This window comes from Xanthomonas sp. NCPPB 2632, from assembly GCF_041228075.2.
Taxonomy (GTDB): Bacteria; Pseudomonadota; Gammaproteobacteria; order Xanthomonadales; family Rhodanobacteraceae; genus Luteibacter.
This window is the reverse complement of the sequence record NZ_CM192979.1, coordinates 1978861-1988781: the sequence shown is the minus strand read 5'-3', so window position 1 is coordinate 1988781 and position 9921 is coordinate 1978861. Positions and strand designations below refer to the sequence as shown.

Below are 9921 nucleotides of genomic sequence, written 5' to 3'. Positions count from 1 at the left end.
CCCCGCCTCACGGTGTCGCCGATGCCTGGCCGGCCCGGGGGTCGAACCGCTGTTCGTAGAGCCGGTCGCCGAACGACTGCGCGGCGGCTTCCAGCTTCACCCGCGACTTCGCAGCAAACGGCTGGCGCGACGACACGATGTCGCCCATGTCGATGTTCTCGTAGGCCGCGATCACGTCCCTGCCCACCTGGTACATGCGGACATTGCGCGCGGTGCAGGCATCGACCTGGCCACGAACGACATCCAGCTCCCTGGCCAGGCGCGCGCGCTCGGCTTCCGCCGTGCGCAGCGCCACCCCCGACGACTCCCTGTCGGCCTTGCCACGTTGGACGTCCGCCTCGGCCGCTTCGCGGCGGCGGCGCTCGTCGGCGATGGCGCGGACGGCATCCGGTGACGGACCGGCCGGCCGCTGCGATGCCGCATGCGCGACGTCGGCGCCACGCCTGGCCTCGTCGCGCTCTTTCTCCAGCGCCGCCTTCTGTACGGCCCACTGCGATTGCTGGGCCTGCAGGTCCTGCAGTTGCGTACGGGTATCGCGCAGCTGGTCGCGCAGCCGGCTTTCCAGGCTGGCGGTCTGCGCGAACGCCGTGGGGCACACGGCGAGCAGCGCGAGGACGATGAGGGTTCGTTTCATGTCGTCTCCTCAGAACCGGGCATTCATTTCGAGCTGGAAGACATCGATCGACAACGGCGGCCCGAACACTTCCCGGGCATTGAAGTAATGCAGGGTCAGCCACGCGTAGGTGGACACGCCGTAGCTGCCGCCGAGGATGAAGCCCTTGGCATTGGTGCCGCCCAGGTGGAAGTCGGTGTCGGTCAGGCCATCGAGCACGGCGTCCGGCTGCAGGTATTTGTAGGCCAGGCTGACGTTCCAGTCGCCGGCGGCATGCGGATTCACGTCGCCCAGGGTGGCGCGCAACATCCAGCCCACCGGGCCGCTCTTGTACGTCGCTTCGCTGACGTCGCCGGCACCGAAGTTGTTCACCAGCCGGTTGACGCCCACGTCCGGCCGGAACGCATCGCGACGGTGGTAGGCCAGGTTGCGCAGGTAATCCGCTTCCAGCCGCAGCGGCGTGTCCGCCACCTTGGTGTCGAACTGGGTGGTGGCGTTGGCGACGTGGTAGTCGTAGACCAGGCCGGCGAACTGCGGCTGCGCATAGCGCGACGGCGAGGCCGGGTCCGGGACGATGTTGCGGATCAGGAACAGCGAGTTGCCCTTCTGCATGAAGGCCGAACGGGTGTCGTCCGTGTCGCAGTAGTTCACGCCCAGGTAGATCGAGCACGGCGACGACAACTCGCCGCGCATGTGATCGAAGCGGTAATAGGCCAGGCCGAGTTTCCAGCGCGTATCCTCGCTGAACGACCAGGTGCCGCCGATCTGCGCGCCGGTCATCCACTTGTCGCGGCTGGCGTCCTTGGCCGGTCCGTTGGAGGGGAAGTCGTCGGCCTGGTATTCGATGGGGAACATGCCGACCGTGGCGAACGTGGTGACGTCATCGCTCACGGGTACGTCGAACCGGCCGGCCACACCGTCGAAGTTCAGGTCGTTCGAATACAGCAGGTCGGTGCTCATGAAGGGGTTGGGCATGCGCCCGCCGATGAACTGCGCCCACGCGGTCGGCTTCCAGGCCAGCCAGGCCTGGTCGAGCCACAGGTCCTTCTTGGCCAGGCCGCCACCCAGCGTCTGCGTCGTCGAGACCGGGTTGTTGTCGTTACCCGTGCCGATGCGGATACCCGCGGTGACGCCCTGCCCCAGGTCCACGTTCACGCCCAGGCGCGCGCGGATGCGCAGCGAGTTGGTGCGGTTCTGCAGGGTGTTGAGCAAGGGCGGCAGGTTGCCGCTGTTGAGGTCGTACGGCCCGGTGCGGTTGAGCTGCGCGAAGTCGACCATCGTGGGCACGTTGCCCTTGTCGTAGTAATGGAACTCGTCGCGCACGCGCATGTCGCCGGTCCACTGGATGCGGTCCAGCCACTCCGGCAGCTTGCCGGGCTCGGCCCAGTGTTCCTGTTTGGCCTGGGCGACCACTTCCTGGCGCAGTTCATCCTTGATCTGGTTGCGCACCACCTCCGGCACATAGGTGACCCGCACCTGGCCCGGCGTGGCCGGCGCGGCATTCGCGGTACCGGCCAGTTTCTGCGCCTGGGCCGCCTCGGCGGCGGCCTGGGCGACAAGCCCGTCGGCATCGGACTGGGTCAGCACGCCGCGCTTCACCAGCAGGTGAACCAGGTTGATCGTGGCGTTGTCCGAGGGTGCGTTTTGCGCGTGCACCGAGCCTGCGAAGATCGCCAGGCCGATGGCGGCGGCCAGCATGGCGCGCGCGGGGCGATGGCGGGCCTTTCCGATGGTCATGCGAACTCTCCGGCTATCCAGGGTCGTGTCTTTCGAAGGGAAACAGGTGGCGTGGCTCATGCGGGGCGCTTCCCGCGAATAGCCACGCGCAGGGGAAAATGCAGCGACGACGGCGGTGCGACGTCGATGTGGGGCATCGTGCGCAGGGCGTCGAGCAGGGCCTGGTCGGTGTCCGCGTTGCCGCTGGAACCGACCAGTTCGGCGCGGGTGAGCTTGCCGTCGGCATCCAGCCAGATATCCGCGCGCACGTCGAAGGCCAGGCGGTTGACCCGGCCGTCGCGCTGCACGGCCTGCTGGATCGCGTAACCCAGGTACTGGTCGTAACTGCCCGTGCCGCTGCCGGTGCCGCCACCGGAACCGACCATGCCACCGCCGTCGCCCGCGCCGATGTTGAACGCGTCGGAACCGGCCTGCGCGTCGGCGTTCATGGTGACGTTGCGGGCCACGTCGTTGCTCGGCTTGGGCGCGTCCACCGGCTTCTGCGGAACGTCCTGCGGCTTGTCGATCGGCTTGATGTCTTCTTCCACCTTCTTCGGCTCCGGCGGTTTTTCCTTCGGCGGCGGAGGCGGTGGCGGCAGCGGCGTGATGGTGGCGATGCGCGGCGCTTCCCGGCGCACGCCCACCGTGCTGCCGGCGAAATGCCAGATCAGCACGCCCAGCAGTACGACCGCGATGGCACCGATCGCCGGACCGAGCCAGCGTCGTTGCCTGCGACGGGGGATGTCGTGTGGGCTCACGCGATCAACCCTTCGGCGCCTTGCCGGTGACCAGGCCGACCTGCGGCAGGTCCACGCGGCGCAGCAGGTCCAGGATGTCCATCACCTTCTGGTACTGGACGGTCGAGTCGCCCTTGACCACCACCGGGAAATCCGGATTCAGCGCCTTGAGCGAGCGCAGGCGCTGCTCCAGTTCGGCGATCGTCACCGGATAGGCGTCGAGGAAGATCTGCCCGGTGTCGGAGATGGTGATCGCCTTGGTCTGCGGCTTGGCCATGCTCACCGCGGAGCTCGCCTTGGGCAGGTTGACCTTGATGCCCTGCACCGACGCGGTGGTCATGATGATGAAGATCACCAGCAGCACGTACGCCAGGTCGAGCATCGGCGTGATGTTGATGTCGTCGTACGGTTTGTCGTCGTCTTGGGCGCGCATGTCCGCTCCTCAGGCCGCGACGGCGGTCGGGTGGGTGCTGCGCTGCTGTTCCGCCAGGCGCGTCACGAACTCGTCGACGAACACCTGCATGTTCGCGGTGACGTTCTTGTTGCGGATCAGCAGGTAGTTGTAGCCGAACAGCGCCGGGATGGCGACGAACAGGCCGGCCACCGTGGCCAGCAGGGCCGCCGCGATGCCGGGAGCGATGGCGTTGACGTTGACGTCGCCTGCCGCGGCGATGGCGGCGAAGGTGATCATCACGCCGACCACCGTACCGAGCAGTCCGAGGAAGGGTCCGCCGGAAATGGCGATGGTCAGCAGCACCATCGATTTGGCCAGGCGCTGGTTCTCGCGCACCAGCACCGAATCCATCGTGGCGCGGATGGCCTCGATGGATTCCGGCGCGATGTGGTCGCGGCCGTCCGCGTCACGGCGTCCCCATACTTCGCCGGCGCCCACCTTGTACAGGCGATACAGCGATGATGCTTCCAGCCGGTCCGCGGCCGGATCGCGCGACAGCGCGAGGATGTTGCGACCCTGCTGGCGGAACGCGTCCAGGAAATCCTCGTTGGCGCGGCTGACCCGGTTCACGTAGGTCGCGCGCTGCCACATCACCACCCAGGAAAGGACGGCCATGATCATCAGGATGCCGATGATGGACCAGGCGTCCGCCGTCACCGACTTGACGATGATGCCGAAGTAGCCGAAGCCGACCCCGGCCTGTTTCTCGTCCGGGCCATAGGCCAGCAGTTTCGATTCCGCGCCCTGGGTCTGCGCGTCCACGGCGATCAGCGCCGCCGGACGCGCGATGCGCGAGATACGCACCTCGTCCATCATGCCGACGAACGGCACCGGCGTATCGGCCTGGCCGGCGACGTCGCCGCCGAGCGTGGCCGGGCCGCTCATCGCGGGCAGCCGGGCATCCAGCTTCGCGTACGGCTTGCCATCGACATACAGGGCGATGTCGTTGCCCGCGGCGGTCACCGCGACATGGGTCCAGGCACCGGCCTTGAGCGGCTCGCCGGCGGGGCTCACCGCGTCGCCCACCTGCACGAAGGGCACGCCCTTATCGAGGCCCACGAAGAACGTCTGCGCGCCCTGGCGGCGGGCGTAGAGCAGCGAACGACCCGCGGCCACGGCATCGACCTTGACCCAGGCGCTGACGGTGAAGGTGCCGCCGTCGGCGACGTTCATCGACACGCTGCCCGGCAACGTCACGACCTTGCTGCCGTCGAAGCGCGCGGCCTTGCCGATCACGCCGTCGACGGTGGGGATGTCGTTACCGGTGGCGTTGTTGGCGTATGCGGTGGCATCGCGCGGCGGCGTGCCGGCGGGTTCCTCGAAGTGATACACGGCCGCGTAATCGGCGTCGAACACGGCACCGGCCTTCTCGCCGCCCTGCGCCTTCGGGTTTCCGTAGTACATCCAGATCGGCTGCTGGGCGTCGGCCGCCAGCTGCGGCACGTCCACCCAGACCAGGGCCACGCCGAGCACCGGATCGAAGCTTTCGACCTGGTAGTTCAGCGGGGTCTTGTCGTCCGCGGCGACGAAACGCACGTCGGCACCGCTTTCGGAGACACCGTCGAAGGTGAAGTTGCCCGAATGCAGCCGGACCAGCAGCGGCACGCGGCCGACGGCGGTGGTGAGGTTGCCGCCCTTGGGCGTGCTGTCGATGGTGATGGCCTTGCGGAAGGCGAAGTCCTGGTTCCACCAGGAGGTGTCGGCATGCGCGGCCGGCACCAGCGCCAGGAACAGCAGGCCGGTCAGGATGAGAAGTCGTTTCACGGTGATGTCCCCTGGATGCGTGGACCCGACCCGAAGGTCAGAGGTCCGCCTTGAGCGAAAAATGGATGCGGGTGTCGTGGGCGCGCGTGGCCTGCCCGTCGTTGAACGGATAGGCCACCTCGAACGCACCGGTGGCGATGTTGAAGATCTGGAAACGCGTGCCGAGGCCCACGCTGGAGAGGTCGTAACTCTTGACCGTCTTGCTGCCGGCCTCGGGGCGGGACGGATCGACCAGCGACGGCAAGGCGTTCATCAGGGCCAGGTGCGCGCCGTCGAGGAAGGCATGGAAGCGCCAGTCGTTCACCCATGCGCCCAGGTGTGCGGCGATCGACGGTGAGCGGAACTCGATGGAGCCGATGGCGCCGCGGTCCGCGGTTTGTTCGGCTTCCAGGTAACCGCGCACGCTGCTCTCGCCACCGGCGGCGTATTGCTCGCTGGAAATCAGCGACGAGGTGGACACCTGGGCGCCGAGGCGGCCAAACAGGCTGAACCCGTTGTCGAGGACATACGTGCGGCTGGTGTCGGCCTTCACGTAGAAGAAGTTCTGCCGCGCGCGGTAGCGCTGGTAGTCGAACTCGGCCGAACTGCTGCTGCCGGCGCGAAATCCCGCCGTGGCGCTCAGCGAGATCGTCTGCACCGTCTTCTCGTCCACCGACTGGCCCTGGTAGCCGGCGGTCAACGGGATATAGGTGATCGGCGCCTTCGAGGTCGCACCGCCCAGGGTGATGTTCTGGTCGAAGTGCTTGCGGTTGACCGCCAGCGACAGCGACTGGCTGTACGACCCGTGGGCCGGCAAGGTACGCAGGAGCGTGAAGCCAAAAGCGTTGCCCTTGCCGAGCACGGTGGTGCCACCGACGGCGTTGGCGTTGCTGTTGGACTTATAACCGGAGGCCAGCACGCTCCAGTCGCTGTCGAGCGGCACCAGGTAAGAACCGGCCCAGACTTCCGCTGCGTTGCGATGCTGCGGGGCGACGATATAGGTGAGCGAGGCCGCATGGCCCGCCTGGAACAGGTTGTCGTCGCGAACGCTGGCAACGGTGCGCAGTTCCGGCGTATTCACGCTGTGGTCGTTGTTGACCTCGAGGCTGGCGTGCAGCGGCGAGGCATCGGTGACCTTAAGCGTCACGTCCATCGTCTGCGGCAGCTTGCCGGGCGTCAGTACGGGCACCACCTGCGCGCCACTGCGCCGGTTCACGTCCGTGAGCTGCTGCTGGGCCCGGGTAAAGTCGGGTACGTCCCCTTCATGCAGCGCCGGCACCGCGTCGCGGATGTCCTTCGGCGAGCGATACGTCGCGCCTTCCACGCGCACGCGGCCGATCGTGTTCTCGGTGACCTGGAAGCGGATGATCCCGCCCTTCACCTGCTGCGGCGGCAGGTCCACCACGACCGACTGGTAACCGTGCGCCTGGTAGGCCTTCTGCAAGGCATCGCGGGCCGCGCTCACGTCGTTCATCGATTTGCCGGGACCGAGAAACGGATAGACCGCCGTCTCGATATCCAGCGCAGGCAAGGTCGTGTTGCCGTCGACCACATACTCGTTGACGTCGAACGCGGTCGGCGCATCCTGGGCCGACGCGTTCATGGCGAGGCCGAGCGCAAGCGCCAACGCAAGCGCGTGGCGTGACGTCGTGGCACGACTCATGCGTTCACCCGTATTACTCGTGTAGCCACGCGGACTGTCCCCTGTCGTTCCGTTTGTCCCCTAGACGCGGAAACACGGGTGGCACTGAACCGCTGTCACGAAAGATTCATGGGACGGGCGATCGCCGCCGGGGTGCGTGCTCAGCTGAGCAGCACCCATCCCCCCGGAAGATGCGTGGCGTGGGCGCCATACGCGTCCTGGATCAGGTTCGTCACGTCGGCCATCTGGGCGAGGGTGAAACGCGCATGCACGCGGCGCTCGGCGAGGGCACGATCGGTAATCACGATGCGACCGGGGCGGTAGCGGTTGATGTCGGCCACGACGTCGGCCAGCCGTTGGTTGTCGTAGATGAGCACACGACGGCGCCACGCCAGCGCGGTATCGGCGTTCACCGCGACCGGGGCGGACAGGCCGTTCGCATCCACGTCCACCTGCTGCGACGGCTTGACCCGCGTCGTCGTCGATGCCCAGGTCAGTTCGGTCTGCCCGTCCAGGCAGGTGACGCTGGTCGCCGCCTCGTGGCAGCGCAAGGCGAATGCGCTGCCCGGTGCCGAGGCCAGCGTGGCATCGGCCACCTGCACCACGAACGGCGCGCGGCGGCTCGGGTCGATGTGCACCACCGCCTCGCCCGCACGCAGCCGCATGCCGGTGACCCGGCGGCCCTCGGTAAGCAGGTGGATATCGCTGGCCGTGTTCATTTCCACCAGGACGCCTGGCGCCACGTCGACCCGGCGCTGCTCGCCCACGGCGGTGTGCAAGGTGGAGGCATCGGCGGCGGCGATCAGGTCGAACCCATGACGCCCGATGAGGACGGCGGCCACCGATGCCGCGACGGCCGCGGTGAGGAAGCGCCTTCGGTCCATGCGCAGGCCGTGGCGCGGAGCGACCCGATCCCCACGTGACGCGCCGGTCCGGTGTTCGGCGATCGCCGGCCCCAGGTGTTCCCACAGGCGCCGCGTGCGTGCGAAGGCCGCCGCATGCCGTTCGTCGGCCGTGCACCAGCGCCGGAATGCCTCACCGTCCTCGCGGGTCGCCGTGCCCGAGGTGAGGTGGAGCAGCCAGGCGTGTGCCTCGCGGTCGCTGCGTTGCAGGAGAAGGGTGTCCATATCGGTCAAGACGATTCGCCCGCACCGGGACCGAACCGCTGGAACGATTTTCGTCCCACTTTTGTGGCACAGGTCTCAAGCGCCTTCTTCAGCTCCTTGCCCACCATGCGCACGGAGATGCCATGCCGCGCGGCGATGTCCGCCTGCGGTTGTTCGTCGACACGGGCCGCGACGAGGATGTCGCGCTGGCGACGGGTCAAGGTGTCCAGTGCCTCGGACAGCGCCAGCACCTCCTGCCGCGACGACAGCACCGCGGAGGGGTCCAGGCCATCGTGGACGCCGTTGATCAGGTCGTCCACCTCGTCACCCGTGAGCAGGCGCCCCGACGCACGATGATGATCGGCCGCCATGTTGAGGGCCATGCGGAACAGATAGCCGGTGGGATGCCGGGCGTGCTCCTCGTTCGGGTCGAGCCGGCGCACGCGCAGATAGGTTTCCTGCAGCACGTCGTCGACCAGGTCGTCCGAGCGCAGTCGCCGGCGCAGGCGACGGCGGAAGTCCTCGTAATTGTCGAGGAACAGGCCGAGCATCGAGGTGTCCACGGTCAGCCCTCCCCCGCGCGGGCGCCGCGGCAGGGATCGTTCGACGAGGGGGATGGCACGAGCAGCACGGTCACCGGGCTCATGCCGGACAACCGAGGCGGTAAACGCACCGAGCGCACCGCGGCCAGCACCCGGCGATCGCGCGCGGGATCGTCGGAAGGCGCGAGCGCGGATGCCCGTTCCACGGTGCCCGAGCCGTCGATCCACAGCTGCACGGCGAGGCGGAAGCCACCCGGACGGGTGTCCGCCTGTGCACACAGGGCCTGGGCGAGGGCCGTCTGGATCAGGAACGCGTCACCCTCACCGATCGACGGCGAGCCGTCCCGCGCCATCGCGGGCGCATCGGGCAGGCCGGGCGTCGGGGCTGTCGCGGCGGCGGTCACGGTGAAGGCATTCGTCGATGAGAAACGCGCACCCAGGCCGGTGCCCAGCAGGAGGATACGTAACGCGTCGGGCGGGCTCGCCGTTCCGTGCACACCCCGGCTGAGCCGGCCGGCGACCAGCGCGTCGTCGAACAGCACGGCAATGCCGCTCTGCTCGCCGAAGGCACGCAAGGCACTGGCGAGGGACTGTTCGTCGATGTCGAAGCGCGCTGACGCATGCGTTTCTGCCGTCCCCTGGGATGATTCGGACGACCTCCCCGCCTGTGCGACCGCACCGGACGACGCGAGCAGAACCATGCACGCGACGAGCGCGAAAACGCTGCGTGCCAAGGTCATTCCTCGCGCTCGGGCGGACGGGACGGAAACTCGTCTTCGGGCCGAAGGCTAGGCGCGGCGAATGACAGTCAGGCTCTGTTTCGATGACAGGCTGGATGACACCGCCATGACAACGAGGGAATGGCGTTTACCCGCGACAACTTGCGTGTTATCCATCGCCACATATCGGCGGGAAGACAGCCATGCATATTCGGCAAAAAGCACGGAAGGGCTTCGTGGCGAGCACGCCGTCGCGATGGGCCGTCGCCTTCGCGATGTGCGTGGCGACGCTCATTAGCGGCTGGTGCAGCGCACAGACGGTGCCCGACCACGGGGCGGTCGTCACGCTGCCCGGCATCCACGCGTCAGCCGATGCTCCGGATTGCGCCGAGTCCAACGGCGCGGGCACCGCTGCGCTTTCGTTCGACTGCCTGAACCGCGTTGTGGCCCCCACGAACGCCTCGCCCGCTCCTGGGCAGCGGGATGCCGATGTCGGTCATCGCGCCACCAACCAGTTGGGCCTCTACAACGCCGCCGCCATGGAACACCGCATGGGACCGAACCTCGGAACCTCGGTGCAACCCTACCGGCCGCGGCTTGCCTACCCTACCCCGCTGGTGCCCGCGCACTAGCGCAGCGCGGGACTATC

The 9921-nt window shown here is 67.8% G+C and carries 10 protein-coding genes; 1 reads left to right on the top strand and 9 read right to left on the bottom strand.

The genetic code is table 11. From position 1 onward, the window contains the following. Positions 1-7 precede the first annotated feature (7 nt). From AB8808_RS09020 to AB8808_RS08980, 9 genes are all read right to left on the bottom strand, one after another. Positions 8-634 (bottom strand): hypothetical protein, encoded by a 627-nt coding sequence (locus AB8808_RS09020; RefSeq protein WP_369928640.1) that lies wholly within the window; start codon positions 632-634, stop codon positions 8-10. A gap of 9 nt (positions 635-643) precedes the next feature. Continuing rightward, complete coding sequence (locus AB8808_RS09015; protein ID WP_369928638.1) at positions 644-2350, bottom strand: putative porin; 1707 nt, start codon at positions 2348-2350, stop codon at positions 644-646. A 56-nt stretch (positions 2351-2406) separates the two neighbouring features. Further along, positions 2407-3087 (bottom strand): energy transducer TonB family protein, encoded by a 681-nt coding sequence (locus tag AB8808_RS09010; protein ID WP_369928636.1) that lies wholly within the window; start codon positions 3085-3087, stop codon positions 2407-2409. Positions 3088-3091: 4 nt separating this feature from the next. After that, entirely contained in the window at positions 3092-3499 is a 408-nt protein-coding gene (locus tag AB8808_RS09005; RefSeq protein WP_036142026.1) for an ExbD/TolR family protein, read from the bottom strand. 9 nt (positions 3500-3508) lie between these two features. Further along, positions 3509-5284, bottom strand: a complete 1776-nt coding sequence (locus AB8808_RS09000; RefSeq protein WP_369928634.1) for a DUF2341 domain-containing protein — start codon at positions 5282-5284, stop codon at positions 3509-3511. A gap of 37 nt (positions 5285-5321) precedes the next feature. Continuing rightward, positions 5322-6926: a ShlB/FhaC/HecB family hemolysin secretion/activation protein gene (locus AB8808_RS08995; protein ID WP_369928632.1), complete on the bottom strand. Its 1605-nt coding sequence runs from the start codon at positions 6924-6926 to the stop codon at positions 5322-5324. A gap of 140 nt (positions 6927-7066) precedes the next feature. Next, positions 7067-8032 (bottom strand): FecR family protein, encoded by a 966-nt coding sequence (locus tag AB8808_RS08990; protein ID WP_369931356.1) that lies wholly within the window; start codon positions 8030-8032, stop codon positions 7067-7069. Between the two features lie 5 nt (positions 8033-8037). Next, positions 8038-8574: an RNA polymerase sigma factor gene (locus tag AB8808_RS08985; RefSeq protein WP_369928630.1), complete on the bottom strand. Its 537-nt coding sequence runs from the start codon at positions 8572-8574 to the stop codon at positions 8038-8040. 2 nt (positions 8575-8576) lie between these two features. Beyond that, positions 8577-9287 (bottom strand): secretin and TonB N-terminal domain-containing protein, encoded by a 711-nt coding sequence (locus AB8808_RS08980; protein ID WP_369928628.1) that lies wholly within the window; start codon positions 9285-9287, stop codon positions 8577-8579. Positions 9288-9475: 188 nt separating this feature from the next. Between AB8808_RS08980 and AB8808_RS08975 the strand changes: the two genes are divergently transcribed. Then, positions 9476-9904, top strand: coding sequence for a hypothetical protein (locus AB8808_RS08975; protein ID WP_369928626.1), 429 nt, complete (start codon positions 9476-9478; stop codon positions 9902-9904). Positions 9905-9921: the final 17 nt, after the last annotated feature.